This window comes from Clostridioides sp. LIBA-7602 (assembly GCF_056688945.1).
Genome location: NZ_CP196991.1, coordinates 1,220,616 through 1,242,003, shown reverse-complemented (window position 1 = coordinate 1,242,003; position 21,388 = coordinate 1,220,616). Strand labels below are relative to the sequence as shown.

23 protein-coding genes are annotated in these 21,388 nt (G+C 30.6%); all 23 read right to left on the bottom strand.

What is annotated here, in order from left to right; genetic code table 11:
- Nucleotides 1–65 precede the first annotated feature (65 nt).
- A complete protein-coding gene (minE, locus tag ACTG45_RS05965; protein WP_021383822.1) occupies nt 66–350 on the bottom strand; it encodes a cell division topological specificity factor MinE in 285 nt (94 codons plus the stop codon).
- A gap of 17 nt (nt 351–367) precedes the next feature.
- Nucleotides 368–1,165 carry a septum site-determining protein MinD gene (minD, locus tag ACTG45_RS05960; protein ID WP_021383865.1) on the bottom strand — a complete coding sequence of 266 codons (798 nt, stop codon included), beginning with the start codon at nt 1,163–1,165 and terminating at the stop codon, nt 368–370.
- A gap of 23 nt (nt 1,166–1,188) precedes the next feature.
- A complete protein-coding gene (locus ACTG45_RS05955; RefSeq protein ID WP_021383876.1) occupies nt 1,189–1,872 on the bottom strand; it encodes a septum site-determining protein MinC in 684 nt (227 codons plus the stop codon).
- 97 nt (nt 1,873–1,969) lie between these two features.
- The gene (locus tag ACTG45_RS05950) at nt 1,970–4,948 is read right to left on the bottom strand and encodes a penicillin-binding transpeptidase domain-containing protein (protein ID WP_479918371.1); all 2,979 of its coding nucleotides are present in this window, start codon (nt 4,946–4,948) and stop codon (nt 1,970–1,972) included.
- A gap of 11 nt (nt 4,949–4,959) precedes the next feature.
- Complete coding sequence (gene mreD / locus ACTG45_RS05945) at nt 4,960–5,448, bottom strand: rod shape-determining protein MreD (RefSeq protein WP_021383803.1); 489 nt, start codon at nt 5,446–5,448, stop codon at nt 4,960–4,962.
- A 14-nt stretch (nt 5,449–5,462) separates the two neighbouring features.
- Nucleotides 5,463–6,356: a rod shape-determining protein MreC gene (gene mreC, locus ACTG45_RS05940; protein WP_021383899.1), complete on the bottom strand. Its 894-nt coding sequence runs from the start codon at nt 6,354–6,356 to the stop codon at nt 5,463–5,465.
- A gap of 9 nt (nt 6,357–6,365) precedes the next feature.
- Nucleotides 6,366–7,427, bottom strand: coding sequence for a rod shape-determining protein (locus tag ACTG45_RS05935; RefSeq protein ID WP_044212993.1), 1,062 nt, complete (start codon nt 7,425–7,427; stop codon nt 6,366–6,368).
- Between the two features lie 69 nt (nt 7,428–7,496).
- Complete coding sequence (radC, locus tag ACTG45_RS05930; protein ID WP_021383866.1) at nt 7,497–8,156, bottom strand: RadC family protein; 660 nt, start codon at nt 8,154–8,156, stop codon at nt 7,497–7,499.
- A 44-nt stretch (nt 8,157–8,200) separates the two neighbouring features.
- Nucleotides 8,201–8,785 carry a Maf family protein gene (locus tag ACTG45_RS05925; RefSeq protein ID WP_021383880.1) on the bottom strand — a complete coding sequence of 195 codons (585 nt, stop codon included), beginning with the start codon at nt 8,783–8,785 and terminating at the stop codon, nt 8,201–8,203.
- A gap of 219 nt (nt 8,786–9,004) precedes the next feature.
- A complete protein-coding gene (locus ACTG45_RS05920) occupies nt 9,005–9,976 on the bottom strand; it encodes an RnfABCDGE type electron transport complex subunit B (RefSeq protein WP_044213008.1) in 972 nt (323 codons plus the stop codon).
- A gap of 15 nt (nt 9,977–9,991) precedes the next feature.
- The gene (gene rsxA, locus ACTG45_RS05915) at nt 9,992–10,567 is read right to left on the bottom strand and encodes an electron transport complex subunit RsxA (RefSeq protein ID WP_021383857.1); all 576 of its coding nucleotides are present in this window, start codon (nt 10,565–10,567) and stop codon (nt 9,992–9,994) included.
- Between the two features lie 14 nt (nt 10,568–10,581).
- Entirely contained in the window at nt 10,582–11,175 is a 594-nt protein-coding gene (rsxE, locus tag ACTG45_RS05910; protein WP_021383804.1) for an electron transport complex subunit RsxE, read from the bottom strand.
- Between the two features lie 12 nt (nt 11,176–11,187).
- Nucleotides 11,188–11,757 (bottom strand): RnfABCDGE type electron transport complex subunit G, encoded by a 570-nt coding sequence (locus ACTG45_RS05905; protein WP_021383890.1) that lies wholly within the window; start codon nt 11,755–11,757, stop codon nt 11,188–11,190.
- Entirely contained in the window at nt 11,757–12,734 is a 978-nt protein-coding gene (locus ACTG45_RS05900) for an RnfABCDGE type electron transport complex subunit D (protein WP_021383838.1), read from the bottom strand. The genes ACTG45_RS05905 and ACTG45_RS05900 overlap by 1 nt, the downstream gene beginning before the upstream one ends.
- Nucleotides 12,735–12,756: 22 nt before the next feature.
- A complete protein-coding gene (rsxC, locus tag ACTG45_RS05895) occupies nt 12,757–14,094 on the bottom strand; it encodes an electron transport complex subunit RsxC (protein ID WP_021383815.1) in 1,338 nt (445 codons plus the stop codon).
- 215 nt (nt 14,095–14,309) lie between these two features.
- Nucleotides 14,310–15,254, bottom strand: coding sequence for a hypothetical protein (locus ACTG45_RS05890; RefSeq protein WP_479920010.1), 945 nt, complete (start codon nt 15,252–15,254; stop codon nt 14,310–14,312).
- Between the two features lie 110 nt (nt 15,255–15,364).
- Entirely contained in the window at nt 15,365–16,660 is a 1,296-nt protein-coding gene (locus ACTG45_RS05885) for a Cwl0971 familypeptidoglycan hydrolase (protein ID WP_479918369.1), read from the bottom strand.
- Nucleotides 16,661–16,782: 122 nt separating this feature from the next.
- Entirely contained in the window at nt 16,783–17,154 is a 372-nt protein-coding gene (locus ACTG45_RS05880) for a VOC family protein (protein WP_021383811.1), read from the bottom strand.
- 274 nt (nt 17,155–17,428) lie between these two features.
- Nucleotides 17,429–18,028 (bottom strand): hypothetical protein, encoded by a 600-nt coding sequence (locus ACTG45_RS05875; RefSeq protein ID WP_021383851.1) that lies wholly within the window; start codon nt 18,026–18,028, stop codon nt 17,429–17,431.
- Between the two features lie 201 nt (nt 18,029–18,229).
- A complete protein-coding gene (locus ACTG45_RS05870) occupies nt 18,230–18,442 on the bottom strand; it encodes a heavy-metal-associated domain-containing protein (RefSeq protein WP_021383836.1) in 213 nt (70 codons plus the stop codon).
- A 77-nt stretch (nt 18,443–18,519) separates the two neighbouring features.
- Nucleotides 18,520–20,238, bottom strand: a complete 1,719-nt coding sequence (locus ACTG45_RS05865) for an ABC transporter substrate-binding protein (protein ID WP_479920009.1) — start codon at nt 20,236–20,238, stop codon at nt 18,520–18,522.
- Entirely contained in the window at nt 20,238–20,792 is a 555-nt protein-coding gene (locus tag ACTG45_RS05860; protein WP_021383889.1) for a lytic transglycosylase domain-containing protein, read from the bottom strand. The genes ACTG45_RS05865 and ACTG45_RS05860 overlap by 1 nt, the downstream gene beginning before the upstream one ends.
- Nucleotides 20,785–21,387 (bottom strand): dephospho-CoA kinase, encoded by a 603-nt coding sequence (gene coaE / locus ACTG45_RS05855; protein WP_479920008.1) that lies wholly within the window; start codon nt 21,385–21,387, stop codon nt 20,785–20,787. Before coaE ends, ACTG45_RS05860 begins: the two co-directional genes overlap by 8 nt.
- Between the last annotated feature and the right edge of the window lies 1 nt (nt 21,388).

Sequence of the window (21,388 nt, the reverse complement as noted above, 5' to 3'; positions counted from 1 at the left end):
CTTTAAACACATAATTAAATAAAAGGGGCATATACCAATAAGGATACCCCCCTTTTAAGCACTAATTACATACATCTATCTTTTATATTCTTTAATGGTATATTAGCAACTAATGCAGATACAGGTTTGTCATCGTGCTCACCTCTGCATTTAGACATTTTTATTTCAAGGCCATCATCTTCTATCTCTGCATAATTGGCTATTACTTTTAAAATGTCTGTTTTTATCATTTCTAAAAGTTGTGGTGAACAATCTACTCTATCATGTACTAAAACTAATTTTAACCTCTCTTTAGCAACAGATTTACTAGTTTTAGCATCGTTAGAAAAAACTCTAAATAAATCTAACACAGATGTATCCTCCTTTGCTACTTAGCCATGCTAAACATTTTTTTAAGTCTACCAAAGAATCCATCTTCAACTTCAAGTTCAAGTAGAGGAACTTCTTCATTTAGTATCCTTTTTGCGATATTCTTGTATGCTTGACCAGCAAGTGACTTTGAATCAAGTATAGCTGGCTCACCTTTATTTGTCGATATAATTATACTTTCATCATCAGGAACAAGACCTAACAAATCTATTGCTAATATTTCTATTATATCTTGTTTATCCATCATGTCTCCACGTTTAACCATATCATTTCTAATCCTATTTATAACTAATCTTATTTCTTTTATTTCATTTGCTTCTAATAAACCTATTATTCTATCAGCATCTCTTACTGCCGATATTTCTGGATTTGTAACCACAATAGCTCTATCTGCTCCAGCTATTGCATTTTTAAATCCTTGCTCAATACCTGCTGGGCAGTCTATTATTATATACTCGAAAGATTCTTTTAGTTTTTCACACAGGTCAACCATTTGTTCAACTGAGACAGCATTTTTGTCTCTAGTTTGTGCTGCTGGTAATAAATATAGATTATCAAATCTTTTGTCTTTTATTAGAGCTTGCTTAAGCCTACAAGTTCCTTCAACTACATCTACTATGTCATAAACTATTCGATTTTCAAGACCCATTACTACATCTAGGTTTCTAAGTCCGATATCTGCATCTACTACTACTGTTTTTTTATTTTCTAGGCTTAGCGCAGTTCCTAAGTTTGCTGCGGTAGTAGTTTTTCCAACTCCACCTTTACCAGATGTTATAACTATAACTTCGCTCATAATACTACCCCCTATTTTTCTTTCTATTTGTCCAATTTTGACAAATAGCTTTCGATTACAATTCTTCCATTACTCACAAAGGCTATTTCTGGGCTAATTTCTGATTCAACTTCATAATTTTCTTCATCATCTGGAGCTTCTGCAATATTTTCTGCTATTTGTAATATTTTAGGATTAAGATTTCCAGCAACAACATATGCAAATTCATTACCTTCTGCACCTGCATGTACAAAGCCTTCTATTTTACCCATTACAAAAACATTACCTCCTGCTACAACTTTAGCACCAGCATTTATATCTCCCATAACAACTGTATTTGATTTTGAAAGCACCTTTGAACCAGGTTTCATATCATTTAATATGACTACATCACCTTCAAATTCAATATTTTCTCCAGATCTTAGGGTATTGACATATTTTGTTGGAAAATTACTATTTTCTTCAATTTTTTGATCTTCAACGAATTCCACATCAAATCTAGAAGTGATTCCTTCTTTTAATTCTAGAATCTCCATGTCAGTTAAATAATCACTATTAATTTTACTAATTTTAGCCCCATTAAAAAAGCCAACATACGCTTCCAATTTGTTTATTAATTTTTCCTGTATTTCCTCAAATGGAGCTTCTTTTTTTATATTTACTATTATCCCTCTTTTATTACCTTTGAACTCTACTAGTTCTTGACTACAAATTTCTCTTAAAGACATAACAACCTCCAGAGTGATATATCATTTATATTCTTCAAATACGCTTTAAATCCTTTTATTTTTTCTGTATAAAGCTAAAGTTTATATATGGATTAAGCTATCTGTTAATTTGTGACTCGAAATTTATATTTTCGTCAGAAGAATTGTTAACATCATTCGTATTGTTGTCTTTTTTACTATTAGTTGGCTCTAATCCCATATACGTTCCAATAACTTCTCGAGTTGGTAAAAGTGAGAATACACTTGAATCACCTTGAGGAATTACACATACAACAGCTATTTCTGGGTCATCTGCTGGAGCAAAAGCAACAGTCCATGTAAAAGAACCATAATCTTGTTTAAATTTATCTATTTCGTCATCTGTTATTTTTGGATTTAATTCTTTTATAGCTTTTCTTAAATATGAAGAATTCACTTTATCAGTATCTTCTAATCTAACTTTTATTCCATCCTCTAATTCTTCTTCTAATTTCTTTCTTTCTTTGTCTTTTAAATCTTTGTTTTCTAATTTCTTTTTTACTTCCTTTTCTTTAGTTAATGAAAGTTCTTTTTCTTTTTCTGCTTTCATCTTATCTGCTAGTTTAACTGCATCATCTAGATTTACATTATAAGATGATATATGACTTTTTAAATATTCATATTCATTATCTGTAGGTATTTTCCCACTTTTCTCAGCTGTACCAGTCTTTGCCGCTACATCTATTGGGAAATCAGCAAAAGCACTCTTTCCTGTACCTTGTTTTGCAACCAATTTCATACCTTTTGTTAATTCTTTTAAGTTGTCAGGATTTTTAAAAGGTATTTTTTCTACTTTCTTCTGGTCATTGATTTTCACTGATGAATAGTTACTTGAAACAGCTCTATCAACTACAGATAATTCTACTAAATTGCCTCCATTTGCTATGGCAGCCACATATCTTGATATCTGAGCTGGTGTATAGGCATTCTCACCTTGACCTATAGCCAAGTTGAATGTATCTGCAGTACTCCATTTTGCAAAGTTGAAATAACTAAATACTGCTAAATCTGCTACATCTTCTATTCTCTCTTCTTTAACATCCAATTTTTTTAGTCTATTCATTGTTTCTACTCTACCAGGAGTTTTCTTTTCTGCTGCCCAGCTTACAATCTCATTGATTCTTTTTTCATATTCTTTAGGATTTTTATCTCTAGTTATATCAACAAAGTCATTTGCCATTTCTCTTTCTAAATTCGACTTTAACAGAGCTTGTGTTGATTTCAATTTATCCTCTGTGCTAGGAACTTTACCTGCTCTTTCTTCTACTTCATCTTGAAGTCCAGTATTTTGGTCAAGTCCAAACAATTTTGCATACTCAAGGATTTTACTTGCATTCATATCTATACCAATGCTTTTTCCATCTGGCCATGTTTTACCTGTACCAATAGTTGCCATATATATATTACAAGATTCTTGTATTGCTTTATATAAGTTTGTCATGCCATGATTGCCTCTACCATGGTTCCATACATAGTCACCAAAAGATTTTTTACCTAACATGATAACCCCAGGGTCATTTATTGTAAAGTTTGGATTTAAACCATTTTCTAAAGCTGCCATTGAAGTTACCATCTTAAATGAAGAACCTGGCTGGAATTCCCCTTGTGTAACTAAGTTTAAAAGTGGACTCCCTGCTAGTAAGTCATTTGGATTCTTTGGCTGAAGTGCTTTATAATCTTCTGTAGAAATACCTTTTGCAAATTTATTTGGGTCATAATTAGGATAGCTTGAAGAAGCTAATACTTCTCCATTTTTTACATCAATAGCTATAAGGGCTGCTGATTGTGCTTTTCCTGCATATGCACTAATTGGTTTATCACCAAATTTACTTTTAAAAGTACCTCCTTTAGAAGCAACTTCTATTATTTGTTTTAATGCATTATCTGAAACTTCCTGTAAGTCTTTATCTAGTGTAAGATATACAGTATCTCCTGATTTAGGCTTTTTAGATTCAATCTCTTTACTGATTCTTCCCAATGCATCAACCTTAACCATTTTATAACCATCAGTTCCTCTTAGTCTACTTTCATTACTTTTCTCTACTCCTGCAAGACCTACCATGTCTCCATTTTCATACCCTTTCTGAAGGTATGATTCTATTTGAGTTGATGGCATTTTTCCTACATATCCTAGCATATGTGAACCTAAAGTTCCATTAGGATAATATCTTACTGGTTCGACTGCTATTGAAACACCAACAAGGTCCATAGCACGCTCTTCAATTTGTGCAATTGTAGTTTCTCCTACATCTTTTGCAATGGTTACTGGATTATACTGAGAATATCCTTTTGATTTTATCAAATCTCTCACAACCATTATTTTTCTTGCATCTTCATCACTTAAACTTTTATCAATGTTTAATGCTTCACTATTTCTTACTTTTTCAAACGCTTCTTTGGCATTTAGCTTAGTCTCTTTTATCTTATAACTAGCCAGCCAATCTCTCTTATCTCTTTCTGCTGTGAACATCCATTTACTAACTAAAATAGGTGGATAATATCCATTTTCATTCAGTTTTGCTTGTAACTTTGTTGCATCCAATCTTTTATCTTCTTGAGACAATATTCCAGCTGATATAAGTTTATCTACTAAGTAATAAAAACTTTCTTTAGCATTATAATCATTTGGGATACCATTTTCTGATTTATACTCTCTAATATCTCTGTCATATGTATAATAGTACTTTCCATTTTCTACATATATAGGAAACTCATCTACATATTCTTCACCATTTTTTTCAAGCAAATTTATAAGCTTTAATGATATTTCATTTGCTCTTGAACGCTTCTTTGCATCTTTTTTATTAATATCGTTACCTGAAACCTGAACAGTAAATAAGTTTTTATTTCCCGCTAACAATCTTCCATATCTATCTTTTATTTCTCCTCTTGGAGCTTCTATTGCCAATTTTTTATATGTTTTATTCTCAGCTAACTCATTGTAATATTCATATTTAAATGTAGTCATGTAGATTATTTTTACTAAAATAGCTAAAAATATCACACTTATGACTATTTTAATTATTTTTAGTCTATCAACTTGTTTATTTTCTTCCATGAACTCACCAACTAATCTTCTTTAAGTTTTAAAACTGCTCTTTTAGATAAGCGATATATTACTAAACCAATTAAACTATTCACTATTGGTGCTACTAGTAGACCTTTTACTAAAAGTGTTGATATGCTATAGCTTTGATAGATTATACTAGATGTACCTATATTGACAATTGAATCAATTAAACTTCCTATAAAAATCAAAACGAAAGTAATAATATAGCTACCTTTATATAGCTGGTCTCTCATGTGTCCGATTGCATACGCAATAACAAACAAAACTAACGCATTTACACCAAAAATTCCACCAACGGTTATGTCTTTAATAAGCCCTATTATAGCAGCTATAATACCACCCTCTAGTTCATCTAAATAAAGAGAGATTATAGTCACATATATAAGAACTAGATTAAAGCTTATGCCAAAAATATCTATATAATTTGTTATACTATTTTCTATAGTCATAAGCACAATTCCTAATAGACAAAGTAAAACTTTTTTCATTGTTTTTATCCCCTTTATCCTATATTTCTTGGTTCTATGACTACAACGTCATCTATATTCTTAAAATCAACATAAGGTTTTACAACTACATATTTTAGCGACTTATCTTTATCATCAACTACTTTTTCAACCTCACCAATTGGTATACCCTCTGGGAAGAATCCAAGACCTGATGTTGTTATTATATCTCCTTGAATTACATTGTATGATGAGTCAAACATATAACCTTGTAAATATCCTTTACTATTATAACTATCCTTATTATCCAAAGTAGTATTTTGAGTAATTGTTCCTTTTGCATTAGCATCCTTTGCTAGTTTAAAACTTACAGATGCCTTAGAATCCAATAGTGAAATTGCCTTGCTATAATTGTTTGAAACTTCATAAACTACACCAACTAATCCACTACCATTCATAACTATACTTTCTTTTTTTACACCCGAACTTTTCCCTGCACCTATAACAAAGCTCTCATACCAGTTTCCATCATTTTTACTGACAACACTTGTAGAAATACTTGTAGCTTTATATTTTTCCTCTACAAAATTAAGCGTCTTTTTTAACTCTTCTAGTGATTCTGTTTTATCTAGTTTAGTATTTAAAGTTATCATATCCTTTTTAAGTTTTTCATTTTCTGCTTCTAATTTCTTTACCTTTTTAGAATTCTCTTTAAAACTTGATATGTCTTTAAATCCATTTTTGATAAAAGAAAAGCCATTGTTTATTCCTTTTCCAACACTTGTAATAGCATCAGAGGCTACTCCTAAATTTACTGGACTACCACTAGAAAATTTACCGATTGATATACCCACAATTCCAATTAAAGTGATAGCAACTACGCCCGTTGCTATCACTTTAACATTAATCCTTTTTTTCTCATTTTTATTCTTGTCAAATCTCAAGGCCATCACCAACTTCTAATTTTTAGCATTCATCATTAATACTTTTTCAAAGATTTCTTGGTCTTCAACAGATTTTCCTGTTCCAAGTGCAACACAATCAAGAGGTGTTTCTGCTATTTGCACAGACATTCCAGTTTCTTGTGTAATAAGTTTATCAAGACCTCTAAGCAAAGCTCCTCCTCCTGTTAGCATTATTCCGTTTTCCATTATATCTGACGCTAATTCTGGTGGAGTTTTTTCTAGTGTAGATTTTATTGCATCTACTATTGAACTTACAGGTTCTTTTAATGCTTCTCTAACTTCTGTAGAACATATTTCTATTGTCTTAGGTAACCCTGAAATTAAATCTCTACCTCTTATTTGCATGTTTACTTCTTCATCATCTTTAAATGTAGAACCTATACTAATCTTAACATTTTCAGCAGTTCTTTCACCTATCATAAGATTGTACTCTTTTTTTACATAAGCAACTATAGACTCATCAAACTCGTCTCCACCAATTCTTATAGATTTAGCAGTAACGATTCCTCCTAAAGATATTACAGCTATCTCTGAAGTACCTCCACCAATATCAACTACCATATTACCTTCTGGTTCTTCAACTTTTAATCCTGCTCCTATAGCTGCTGCCATTGGCTCTTCTATAAGGAATGCATCTTTAGCTCCTGCTTGTCTTGCAGCTTCTTCTATAGCTCTCTTTTCTACTTCTGTAACTCCAAAAGGAACACATATAGCTATTCTTGGACTTACAACACCTTTTTTGTCAGCTGCTTTTTGTATGAAATAACTAATCATTGATTGAGTTATATCAAAATCAGCTATTACACCATCTTTCATAGGTCTTATAGCTACTATATTTCCTGGTGTTCTACCTATCATTTTTTTAGCTTCTTCACCTACTGCTAAAACTTCCTTACTGTCATCTCTTATTGCGACAACTGATGGTTCTCTAACAACAATACCTTGTCCTTTTATGTAAACTAATGTATTTGCAGTCCCTAAATCTATTCCCATATCCTTTGTCATCTTATTAAAACTAAAAAAACCTTTTTTCTCTTTCTTTTTTTCCTTAGCCATGATTTTACTCCTTCCTACTATTAAGAATCATGTTAAAAACATTCTCCTACTATTTTATCACATATAAAGTCAAATTATCATATTTTCTTTAAAGCTAAAGTATAATCCATCTCCAATAATTATATGGTCAATTATTTCTATTCCAATTATTTCTCCACATTTAACAAGTCTTGATGTGATATTCTTATCTTCACTTGATGGTTCCACACTTCCTGAAGGGTGATTATGCATCACTATTATTTTACTTGCACTTCTTCTTATAGCTTCTTTAAAAACCTCTCTAGGATGGACTAATGACGAGCTTAAAGTCCCCACGGATATATCTACATCAGATATTATCTCATTTTTTGTGTTCAAAAGAACTGCTTTAAAAACCTCTTTTTTTAAATACCTCAGGCTGTCCATATAATATTTATGTATATCCCAAGGATTTTTTATTTTATACTTCATAGGTTTAAAACTGGCTATTCTAGAGCCTAGTTCTAAAGCTGCTTTAATTTGGGTTGATTTTGATAACCCAATTCCATCTATATTACACAGCTCCTCTATTGTCATATCTTCTAAATGTCTAATACCCTGAATATCTCTATTTATTATATAGTTGGCTAACTCAATAGCATTTTTATTTTTGTTACCAGTCCTTAAAAGTATAGCCAACAATTCAGTATTTGATAAGCTTTTTACTCCTTCAGCAAGCATCTTTTCTCTGGGTCTTTCCTCTGGTGCCATTTCTTTTACCTTAATGGTTGAATTAAATGACTTTTTCAGATAAATCACACTCCATAAAAAAGATTTATATTAAAATGTTTTTTTAATAAGTCACCTAACTTTGAAATTGGAAGACCGACTATATTAAAATAATCTCCTTTAATTTCTTCAACTAGCAAAGCTCCATAGCCTTGTATACCATAAGCTCCTGCTTTGTCAAATGACTCTTTAGTTCTCAGATAATCCTCAATATCCTGTTCTGATAACGTTTTAAATTTCACATTGCTGATTACATAGTCAATTACTTTCTTATCTTCGCACAAGTTTATTAAGCTAATACCGGTTATGACTTGATGCTCTCTTCCAGATAGTCTTTTTAGCATATCTCTTGCACAAGACTCATCTTTAGGTTTTCCTAAAATAGCATTGTCTAAAACAACAACTGTATCAGCTCCAATAACAACATCTTCATTATGTTCAGATGCTACAGACATACTTTTTTCAAAAGCCAATCTCATAACTAAATGTTCTGGTGCTTCACTTTCTAATATAATCTCATCAATTTCACTTTTAATTATATCAAATCTTACATTTGTATTCTCTAGAATTTCTTTCCTTCTTGGAGAGGCTGATGCCAAGATTATATTCATTTATTCACCTCGTTTGTACGTAATTTGTACCTATTTAGTCTATCACTATATTGTAAAAAATTCAACAGAAATGTCGAACCTTTTTTGTTACACTATTGTTATATTTATTACCAATAAAATAAATATACATAAAATAGAGGTATGGAAATTATTCCATACCTCTGTTTTATGTACTCATTAGAGATATGGAAATTATTCCATATCCTTATTTTGTCCATATTACAAAATTTTAATAGCTTTCTTTGGACATTTTTCCATACATAAATGGCATCCTACACATTTATCAGCATCTACCTTATGTTTTTCTTTTAATTCTCCTTCTATTGCATCAAACTTACATTGTTTTTTGCATACTGTACATCCAACACAAAGTTCTTGGTCAATAGTAACTTTCTTTTTCTTAGTTATATCACCTGATATTACTTTTGTAGGGCATTTTGCTACACATTCCATACAACCTACACACTTGCTAGAGTCTATCTTAGCTATTTTATTTTCAAATATTATAGCATCAAATTTACAAGCTTTTACACACATTCCACAGCCAATACATCCAGCAGTACATTTTTCTTTAACAGCCTTACCAAACTCTTTACTGTTACACTCTACAACTACTTCTTGACTTTCTGGCTTTGTGATTATTATGCCCTTAGGACAAACTTCTTGACATTTTCCACAATTTACACATTTTTCTTCATCTATTACTGCTACTCCATCAACTATAGATATAGCATCAAATTTACAAGCAGCTTTACATGTTCCAAGACCTAAACATCCAAATTTACACATTTTAGCTCCTGAATTTAAAACATTTGCTGCTCTACAATCTGATATTCCGTCGTACTCATATTTATCTTTTGCACTTGAACAAGTTCCTTTACAAATAACTTTTGCTACTTGCTTTTCACCTGCTTCAGCGCTTACTCCCATTATTTCTCCTACTTTTGCACCAACATCTGCTCCACCTACAGGGCAACCATTAACTGGTGCTTTTCCTTCAACTATTGCACTTGCAAGACCTCCACAACCTGGAAATCCACAACCACCACAGTTAGCTCCTGGAAGTACTCCTAGTATAGCTTCCACTCTTTCGTCTACTTCTACAGCAAACTTTTTAGATGCAAAATCTAGTACTATCCCGAAGATTAAGCCCATAACTCCTAAAACTAATACAGCTGTAAGTATCACTATTTTCACCCCTCTTTTTTATAGCTTTATAAGTCCTGTAAATCCTAAGAAAGCTATTGACATTAAACTTGCTGATATAAGTGTTATAGGGAAACCTTTAAATGCTTCTGGTATATCAGCTAATTCTAGTCTTTCTCTTATACCTGCGAATATTACTATTGCTAAAGTAAATCCAGCTCCGGCACCAAATCCATTTATTATTGTTTCTACTAAGTTATAACTTTTTTGAACATTAACTAGAGCTATACCAAGAACTGCACAGTTTGTAGTTATAAGAGGTAAATAAACTCCTAATGCTTGATATAAAGATGGACTCATCTTTTGAATTACCATTTCAACGAACTGAACTATAGAAGCTATAACCAATATAAAAGCTATTGTTTGTAAAAATCCAGTTCCAGTTTTTACTAATAAAATTTGTATAAAATAAGTTATAATTGAAGCTAAAGTTAAAACGAATGTAACTGCAACTCCCATCCCTACTGCTGTATCAACTTTCTTAGAAACTCCTAAGAAAGGACATATACCTAAGAACTGAGATGTTATAACGTTATTAACAAGAACGATACTTAAAAATAAAAGTATTAAATTCATTTATTACACCTCCACTACGCTTTTTTACTTCTTAATTTATTAAATCCTGCAAATAAGAATCCTAATGTTAAGAATGCACCTGGTGGTAATATAAATATTAATACTGGTTGGAAAGATGCTCCAAATAGTGTCAATCCAAATAAACTACCATTTCCAAGTAATTCTCTTACTGCACCTATTATTGTAAGAGCAACAGTAAATCCAAGACCTTGACCTACACCATCAACAATTGAAGCTAGTGGACCAGTTTTAAAAGCAAAACTCTCTGCACGAGCTAATATTAAACAGTTAACAACTATTAATGGTATATATATACCAAGAGCCTTATCAAGAGCAGGAACATATGCTTTTAAAACCATTCCTACTATTGTAACAAATGTAGCTATAATTACTACAAATATAGGTATTCTTATCTTATCTGGTGTGATTTTTCTTAGTAATGATATAACTAAATTTGCACATATTAAAACTGCTGCTGTTGAAAGACCCATACCGATTCCATTTATTGCTGAAGTTGTAACGGCTAGTGTAGGACACATACCTATAACTTGCACAAATGTTGGGTTCTCATCTATTAGCCCATTTTTAAATACTTTAGCTAAATTCATAATTAACCCTCCTTATTTATTAAGAGCACTATTGAAAACATCTATTGCAGCATTTACTCCTGTAGTAACTGCTGTAGACGTAATAGTTGCACCTGATATTGCTAGTATTTGATTATCTGCTGTTGCACTACCTTTTGCTACTTCAAGAGGCTCAGCAGTTTTGCCTTTATATTGACCTTTAAATGCATCATCTTTAGCTTTTGCTCCAAGTCCTGCTGTCTCTGTCATATTACCAATATCAACACCTGTAACTTGACCTTCAGATGATATACCTACCATAACTTCAATTTCTCCACCATAACCACTTGGCTTAGCTTTTAAAGTATATCCCACTACTTCAGAACCATCAAGACCTTCATATACCTCAGCTATAAGTCCATCTCCAAGGTTTTTATAAGTACTTTCTTCCATTTCTTTGAACTCTTTTGCTTCTGGAAGTACTGCTTTTCTAAGTTCATTATTTGCTTGTATATTTCTTTGTTCTATTACTGGAGCTGTAACTTGATTTGTAGCCCCAAGTGCTAATGCGGCTATAGCACTTATAGCAAGTAAAGTCCCACCTAGTCTTACAATACTATTCATTATTTAGCCACCTCCCCAAACACTCTATTTCTAACAAACTTATCTATAAGTGGAGCAAGACAGTTTACTAGTAGTATTGAGTAAGATACACCTTCTGGATATCCACCATACATTCTTATAACTGTTGTTATAAGACCAGCTAATACAGCGTATATTATTTGACCTTTTTTAGTCATAGGCGAAGTTGTATAATCCGTAAGCATGAAGAATCCACCTAACATAAGACCTCCAGCAAACAGCTGATATATTGCGAAATTTATATTAAATCCACCTAAAAGGAATGTTAATATAAATACAGTTGCTATGTAAAATACTGGTATAATATAATTTATTATGCCTTTATACATTAGGTATACTCCACCTAATAATAATAATATTGCTGATGTTTCACCTATACATCCACCAATATTACCAATCATCATATCAGCGAGACTGATTCCATTACTAGAAAGGTCTGCTAATCCTGCTGCTCCATTTTTCAAAAAGCTCAATGGAGTTGCTGTACTAACTGCATCTAAGTTTTTACCTATCCAGTTAACACCTGGCTGAGTCCAAGCAGTCATCGCAACTGGGAATGATGCTAATAAAAATGCTCTTGCAGCAAGTGCTGGATTGACAAAGTTACATCCAATTCCACCAAATACCATTTTAACTACTAATATTGCAAATATTCCTCCTACTAGACACATCCACCAAGGAAGTGATGCAGGTACGTTAAATGCTAATAATAATCCTGTTACAACAGCTGAAAAATCTCCTATAGTACTTTTTTGCTTCATAAATTTTTGATATAAAAATTCAGTACCTACTGTACCAAGTATACAAAAAAACATAGCACTCAAAGCATTAAGTCTAAAGAAGTATACTCCTGCTACTGCTGCTGGAAGGAGTGCTATAATAACTTGTTTCATTATATATGAAGTATCTTCATTACTTCTCACATGAGGAGAAGATGATACTATCAACTTATTTTCCATCGTTTTTCCCCCTTAACTTTCTTTATTTCTGAGCAGCTTGCTTTCTTCTCTTTGCTCCTATTTCTCTCTTTGCTGATCTTATAGATTGAAGTAATGGTCTTCTTGCTGGACAAATAAATGAACAAGACCCACATTCGATACAATCCATTGCTCTATGATATTCAGCTGTGTCATAATCATCTCTTAAAGAATATGCACTTATGTAAAGTGGTTGTAAGAATGATGGACATACATCTGTACATCTTCCACATCTTAAACAGTTTTGAATATCTGGAGTACGTGATTCTTCCTCATCCAAACATAAAATCCCTGAAGAACCTTTATTAGTTGCTATCTCAGTAGTATATTGAGCCATACCCATCATAGGTCCACCCATTATAACTTTACCAACCTTCTTACCTTCTTTAAATCCACCACATTGTTCTATTATTTCTGAAACTAATGTTCCAACTTTTGTTATTAGGTTTTTAGGTTCTTTGATACAACTACCTGTTATTGTAGTGATTCTTTCTACCAAAGGCATACCTGTTTTAATAGATTTAGCTATTTGAGCTGCTGTGGCAACGTTGTCAACAACTGCACCTGCTGCTATTGGTAATCCACCAGATGGAACTTCTTTACCTGTACACGCATAAATAAGTTGTTTTTCTGCTCCTTGTGGATATTTCACTTGAAGACCAACAACTTCGATTTCACTATAATCTTTAGCTACATTTTGAATTGCTTCTATAGCATCTGGTTTATTTGTTTCAATTCCTATAAATCCTTTTTTAACATCTAATACCTTCATTAATGCTCTTAAACCAAATACAACATCTTCTGGATTTTCAATCATTAATCTGTGGTCTGCAGTTAAGTATGGCTCACACTCTGCTCCATTTAATATAACTACTTCTGCTTTACTATCTGGTGGAGGAGATACTTTTACATGGTTAGGGAATGTAGCTCCACCCATACCTACTATTCCTGCCTCTTTTATAATACCTACTATATCTTCTTTACTCAAATCCTCTAACTGACCTTTTGGTTGAACACTTTCATGTAATTCTTCCTTAAAGTCGTTTTCGATAACTACACATTGAGCCGAACCACCTGGTACTTCATGTTGTTCAATAGCAATAACTTTTCCTGATACTGAAGAATGAACGTTACATGACACAAAACCTTGTTGTTCACCTATTTTTTGCCCAAACTTTACTTCATCACCAACTTCAACAATAGGTTTAGCTGGTGCCCCTATATGTTGCTGAAGAGGAATGTAAACTATCTTTGGAGCTTGAGCTTTTTCAAGTGCCTTTGTGTTAGAGTACTCTTTTCTATATGGAGGATGTATCCCTCCCTTAAAAGTTAAGAGTTTCATTGTTTTACCCCCTTATCTATAAAAAAACATTTTTTCTGCCTTATATAAGTATACTATATATATTAAAAAATCTTAACAATTGTTAAAAAAATATCCCTATTTTTATAATTTATTTTATAAATCAATACCTTTATATTAAGTCAAAACGAGGAAAAGGATTGCTTAATTAAACAATCCTTTTCATATAGCTTTCTAAAGTCCAAATTTTCTGTATTTTATTTTATAGAATTTATAAACAAAGAGTACTCTTGCATAGATGATAAAAGTAGACTTTTACTCACACTATATTTTTCTTCATTTGCTGCTTTTGAAGCTGTATCAATTTTTTCATTTACATTCTTTACATAATCAATTAAATTATCTTTAAATAAACGCATTTCAGAATAGTCAATCTTTTCAGCTTCTTTTGATATATTTTGTGATATTGCCTTTCTATTTGTCAAAATAGTATTATATTTTTTCATATCCACATTATTTTCATCATTTGACCAAAAACTTGATTCTTCTTTAAAGTTTGTTATTAATTTATTTAATTCTTTAGATATACTCTCTATATAAGCGTAATTACTTGTATATTCTAAAGACAACATAGGTGCATCCAAGTGTGATAAAAATGCATCTGGAAATACCTTTCTTACACTGCTTATGTGTTTTCTAACTTCGTTTTCGTCAAACGAAGAATATGTCTGTATTTTTTTTACTCCATCCTTCTTCATAACTGAAAAAGGTATATCGCTACTAACTAATGATGTCTGTATTTTTTTCAAGTCATCATTATTATCTATTGCAGCAACTTGAATAGTATACATATCCCATCCTTCTATAGTAGCTAATTTCACTTCTTCTGCTTCTTTAGTATTATTTACTGCTTTTTCTGGATTAGTTTCTTCTTTATCTTCTGGACTGGTTTCTGATTTAGATTTTTTTCCGTTTTTTATTGAATTTAATTCATCAGATATATCTTTATAAGTTATATCTGATGAATGATTTAGAAATGGTATTTTAGCTGATACATATTCAAGTACCTTGCTATCTTTTATTTTTGTATAAGAATAATAGCCAATTAAACATAAACAGGCAATGGTTATAACATACTTACGTAAATCAATTTTATGTCTATTATTATTAAATCCTCTGTATATCGTTTTTCTTCTATTCATTAGTTTGTCCCTCCCAAAATTATATTATTAATAAAGTATATTTTTAAGAGTCACAATTTATGAATAGAAATGATTATTTATTCTAATTTTTTAATAAGAAATTGTATTTGTTAAGCAAGTCTTCTTGCTCCAAGTAATGCTTTAGACCAATATGAACTAGTTAAATTATCCACTTTAACCTTATTAGGATTGGTCTGAGTACCACTACAATGGATAAATTTACTATTACCTACATATATGCCTACATGATTAGTTGCTCCATCTCCATCAGTGTCAAAATAAACCAAATCTCCTGGTGCATAATTTCCCATAGAAACTGCGCTTCCAGATTTGGCTTGCTCTCTGGAAACTCTAGGAATAGAAACACCTACAGAGTTTTTGAAAACATACTGTGTGAATCCAGAGCAGTCAAATTTATTAGGGCCTGATGCACCCCACTGATATGGAATTCCAATAAGAGTATATGCAAAGTCTACAATTGTTGAGCCTTTTGCTGTAGATTTATCCGAATTTCCAGTAAATGATGAATTAGAATTACTGTTGGATTGAGAATTCTGATTAGATGATGAACTAGAATTGTCTTTTGTTCCTTCATTAGTCTCAGAAATATAACTAGCACTTACCCATCCAGTTGTACCATTTGATAACTTTACTTTATACCATCCACTACTCTTAGCCTTTAATTCAACAATATCTCCACCATTTAATTTTCCTATTATAGAATAACTTGTCCCAGGTCCACTTCTCACATTTAAACTTACAGTAGAGGTTACCTTACCGTTTTTTCCCTCAATAGACTCTTCACTAGATGGTTTTTTATCAGAATTATTAGTATTACTTGAATTGGAATTATTTGAATTAGAATTATTTGTCCCAACATCTTCTGACGTTTTTGAGATATATTGGCTACTAGCCCATCCAGTAACACCATTTGATAGTTTTATTTTGTACCATCCATTACTTTGTTCTAATAACTTTACTACATCTCCATTATTTGCCTTACCAACTAATGAATAGTTAGTACCTGCACCACTTCTTATATTCAGTCTTGAACTCACATTTACCTTACCATTTCCACTTATAGTTGTCCCACTTGAAGTCGAATTACTTTGGTTTGATGTACTTTCAGATGAACCACTAGTTGATATGTATTTTGCACTTCCCCATCCAACAACAGAACTTGATACCCTTACTTTATACCAACCATTAGATTTTTCTAAAATCTCTACAGTTTTTCCTTTGTATAATTTTGCTACTTTATCACAATCAGCGCTTGGCCCACTTCTTATATTCAAAGCACTTGCCGTTACTACTCCTTTTTCAAGAGCACTTGCATTTATGGAACTAACAGATACTGCTACCGCTCCAATTCCTAAAGCTGCTATAGCTTTCTTCACTACCATCACTCCCCCCAACAAATTTTTATAAACATAAAGTCATAACATTATTATCCATTTTTAGTACCTATAATTTAATGATAACTTATTATATTATTAATTGTAAAGAAATTATAAATATTTACTTAAAATTAATAATTTTTAGGAAGTATTTCAATCCAATAATTATCTGGGTCTGCTATGAAATAAATTCCCATATTTTCGTTTTCGAAACATATACAGTCCAAATCTTTATGAAGTTTTTTTGCCTCATCAAACTCATCAACTTCCAAAGCTAAGTGGAATTCATTATCTCCTAAATTATATGGTCCATCCCAATCTCTAAGCCAAGTTAATTCTAATGTATGACTAGTAATGCCATCCCCCAAATAAACTAATATAAAACTACCATCTTCTGCTTCTTTACGCTTTACTTCTTTCAGTCCCAAAGCTTTATTATAAAAATTCAAACTTTTTTCTAAGTCAGTAACATTGAAATTGTTATGGCAAAAATTAAACTTCATTTTGAAATCACCCTCCAATTTTTATTTTTTTTATATTATATCATTATTATAAATTTATTTAAATCACATTAAGTTAAAAATTTGAATAATACTGTGTAATTCCTAAATAGTAGTAAATTATTTAAGGTAATATGTCAAAAAAAGAATAAGTTCTATCAAATCCATAGAAGAATTATAATCAAGTTATACTTAATCATGTAAATTGATAGAACTTACTATTTAAAATTTTTAAATTGTATTGCTTCGTACAATTCTAACCAAACAAATTAAAATTTTAGTTCTTAATCTTCTCTTTAATAATATAATTTATTACTTTTTTTCTAATGTCTTCAGCATTATAATCATCTTCTACTTCTATATCCAAAAGTTTTGCTATAGACTTCATATCTTCCCTAGTTTTTGACCTATAACTTGCTATTAATTCATCTTTTATCTTTTCAGGTTCTAAAAGATATTCTTCATCCCCTCTTTTAAAAGCAACATACTTTTGAGCATATGAACTTCTATTATAGTATATATATCTTGATATTTTTCTTAAAATCTGATTATATGAAAGTCTCTTGTTAATATCAAGCTTTAAGTACTCTGAAAAAGCGAATAGCTCTTTTTTTGATTTAAATAATGTTTCTTTCTTTATAGTTCTTGATATTGAATTTACACTTTCTTGATATGCACACTTTTTTAACATTTTTAAATATACTCTATTAAGACCAATACTTTGATTAAATTTTTTTATGTTATTATTGATAATCTTATCCAAATTGCCTTCAAAGTATTTTTTTGCTCCTTTTTGTGATACATAACTCTCAAGTTCTTTGTGGGCCATATCAAGTATCATTTTTTTTAAATCCTCTTTATATCCCCTAGATTCCATGATACTCCCTCCCTTAACTATTTATAGTATATTCAAAACAATTAAGAAATGTGAGTAATTACAAAATTTTTTTACTTTTTATGTATATATTAATTTAAAGGGGGAGATAATAGTAATGTAAAATCAAACATACTCAATCTCCCCCATTTTTAGACCTCTATTACTCCCCCAATAGAGGTCTTTTTTTAGTTTGTTATCTTTCTATTCAATTCCCTTTAATTCAAATCCTAACTCTGCTACTACTTCTTTTAATTTTTCAATTGATACATCATCTTTCATATCTACAGATGCACACTTGTTTTCTAAATCTACATCTAAAACTTCAATGCCATCTATATCTTCTGTTAATGCAGTTTTAAGATGATTTACACAATGACCACAACTCATACCTTCTACTAATAGTTTCTTTTTCATTTAATTACCTCCTTATACCCTATAAGGGTATTTTATCATATAGTTTTGACTTTTTAAATACTAATTAACCATTTAATTTAATTTGATTCACTAGATTTTATATCTAGATTAGATATTCCTTCATATACATCAAAATCATTTGGAGTAATTTTACCTTTTAATCTACTATTACTTACAATATAGTTATTTCTGATAGCTAAACTTATAAATGTTGCATTATCTTTTACATATGTCTGTACATTTTTGTATGCTTTTTTTGTTTCAATTTCAGATGTGGAACTTGTAAGTGCAGACATATATCCATTTAACTTATCATCAGTATAGCCACTACTTGCTATAATGCTACTTACATCTGGTATACTTGATAGTTTCCATCCAACCAATGCTAAATCATAGTTTTTAGAATTAAGAGCATTTTCCATATCTTTATCTGATAACTGATTTATTGTATTATTTATTCCTATAGCCTTTAAGTTTTCACTTATTATGTTTGCAGTTTTTAGTCTTTCGCTATTATCTCTATTTACTATTATTTTTAAATTCATTTCAGAAAGTCTTTTCTTTACTTCTTCTTTTTCTCTATTTTGTTTTTCCTCAGCTTCTTTTTTAACTCTTTCTTCTTCCTCTTTTTTAGCTTTTGCTTCTTCTTCTGGAGTAAGCTTTTTTGTATTCTTTTTAGTTGATTTTTTTTGTTTCTTATCTGCTTTATTATCATTTTGATTTACTGAATTTATATTTGCATATTCTACTTTATTAAGATACTCTATCGCCTTATCTTTATTGAATTCCAAATCTTTCATTTCACTATTGTAGTACTTTGACTTTGAATTAAGCGGAAATTTAACTGGAGTAGCATCATCCATATAACCTTCACTGATAATTCTATCTTTATTTATAGAATGTGCAATTGCTTTTCTAAAATTGACATCCTTGAAAAAAGGATTATTATAATTAAACAATATACACTCATACTCTCTACCTTGATATTTTGTTATATTAAACTCTTTTTCTTGAAACTTACTCAAATCATTCAATGTAACATTAGTTATATCACTATCAAGTGCCATGACCATAGATGTTCTTGCATCTTCATTAGGAACCATACCCACTTTTATATTCTTCATAGTTTTTGGAACTTCTTCATAGTAATCTTTATTTACAGATAAAACCATTCCTTCTCTCTCTGTATATGATTCTATTTTATATTTCCCATTTCCTATCAAATTATTATTTTTGTCATTTGCATCCTTTGAATCTAAATGATTTTGAGATACTATTGGAAAGATTAAACTATCAATAGAAAAGGCATATCTAGCTTTAAATTTTATTGTGAAATCTTTATCTGATTTAATATTCACAGAAGCTATGTTTTTAGTAAATTCATTATATGGACTATCTGTACTTTTTTGAATTAAGCCAATAGTATAATTTACATCATTTGAAGTAACAGCTTTTCCATCATGCCACTTTGCATCTTTTAACTTTATATCTATACTCATTCCATCTTGAGCTATATTATACTCTTTAACTAGTTGAGGAGTTACATTATAGTTTTCATCTATAGTAAATAAACCATCATAAACTAAATTCATTATATAACCAACAGACTTATCAGTATTAGTTATAGGATTTATAGTTTTTGGAGTTACCATTGTTAAGTTTATATATTTAGCATCTATAGAACTTTGACTTTTTAAACTCGAATCGCTACTACTTTGTTTTGTTTTAGTATTACTACAACCAACTACCATAAGAGTTATAGCTAAAATAACTGTTAAGACTTTTATTCTCTTCATTAGTTTTTTCCTTTCTTGCCATATATCTTATTATAATGTTTATAATTATTTTTAACTTTTTCTACATATTTTGAAGTTTGCTCAAAAGGTATATCATGTAGATTTTCTCCATCTTTACTATATTCATTATTTTCTAACCACTTTCTCACGTTACCTGAACCACCATTATATGCAGCTATTACTAAGTCCAATTTACCAAATTCCTTATACAATTTATTCAAATACCAACAACCAAGTCTTATATTAGTCTCTGGGTCAAAAATATCAACATTTTTTAGCTTTAGTTCATCTGCTCCCCAGTCCCTAGTTATATCTAATAGTTGCATTAAACCCTTTGCCTCTTTTTTTGAAATGGCAGAACTATTAAACTTACTTTCGACTTTTATAACACTGTAAACTATATTTTCATCTAAATTAAATTCCTTAGAATACTTTTCTACATATTCTGAATATTTTTTAGGATACAAAAACTTATGTATTACTTTGCTTTCCATTAATAGTGCTCCAAATAAGATTATAAAAATAGATAGAATCAATACTTTCTTACTATTCACGCCAATTCTCCTTCATGTACTCAATAAATTTGTGTGCTTTACTTTCTAATTCAGTTATTGTTCCCGAATTATCTATTATATAATCACCATATTTGGATTTTTCTTCCTGACTCATTTGTGAATTTATTCTACTAATTGCTTCTTGCTCACTACAATTATCTCTATTCTTTATCCTATTAATTTGCACTTCTTGTTGACAAGTGACTATTAATAACTTATCAACCATATCTAAAAAACCACTTTCTACCAATATAGCTGCATCTAAAATCACTATACTTTCACCTTTTTTTCTTACTTCATCTATTTCACTTATTATTCTTTCTCTTATTCGTGGATGAGTCAAATTATTTAGCTCTCTAAGTTTTTCTTCATCATTAAAAACTATTTTTCCAAGAGCTTTTCTATTTAATGTTCCATCATCATTTTTTATATTTTGTCCAAAGTAATCAAATATTTTTTTTAATAATATTTTATCTTCAAATATTTTTCTAGATATAATATCTGCATCCACTATAGAAATATTAAGATTTCTGAATATATTTGATAGGCTGCTTTTTCCACAGCCTATTCCTCCTGTAAGTCCTAATATCAACATA